At 68.6% G+C, this 786-nt stretch carries 1 protein-coding gene; it reads right to left on the bottom strand.

Annotation, left to right across the window (positions count from 1 at the left end; genetic code table 11):
• On the bottom strand, positions 1-786 hold a 786-nt coding region (locus tag AC1D15_RS35320), incomplete at both ends, for a di-heme oxidoredictase family protein (RefSeq protein WP_477829754.1).

Genomic DNA, 786 nt, shown 5'->3' on the forward strand with positions numbered 1-786 from the left:
GGTCGGTCTTGCTCAGCGCGATGAAGCGATCGCGGCTGGCCTTGCCTTCACCGCCGTGCCACACGATGGCTTCGGTCAGCGTGCGGGCGCGGCTGTCGTGCAGGTAGCCGACCTTCACGTCCTTGCCGGCGACCAGTTCGGTGTAGCCGATGCCCCACAGCGGCGACGTGCGCCACATGCTGCCGGTCGCGAGACCTTCGGTCAGGCCGTCGGCCAGATCCGTGCCCATGTCATGCAGCAGCATGTCGGTGTAGGGCTTGATCTTCTGGTCGCGCGCTTCCTGGAACTCGCTGGTGGAGCCGGTCGTCATCTCCGTCACGTGGCAGGTCGAGCACTTGATGGTGTTGAACACCGTGGCGCCGGCGGCGATCTTGTTGACGTCCGGGTTCAGCGCGGCCAGCGGAGTGACACCCTTCGGGTAGCCGCTCGCGACGCTGCGCTGCGCCGGCACGGCCAGCAGGGCCACGTAGCGCTCCAGCAGCTTCAGCGCGTCTTCCGTCAGGCCGGGGTCGACGCGGTTCGCGGTGCTGCACTTCGCCGGACCGTACAGGCAGTCGCGGTTCGGGTAGACCGGCGAGGTGACCGACATGTCCAGCAGCGCGGCCGCCGATGCCTGGTGGCGCAGGCTGACCTTCGAGGCCTTCCAGCCGTAGCGGCCCAGGCGCACCTTGCCGGTCTCCGGGTCATACGCGTAGTTCGCGATGCCCTGGACGCCGTCGGCATCCGGAGCCGTCCTGGCACGCGCAATGATGTCGGCGTCCGGGATCGCCTCGAGCAGGCCCATGC

The sequence above is a fragment of the Rhizobacter sp. P2_H2 genome (assembly GCF_056403375.1).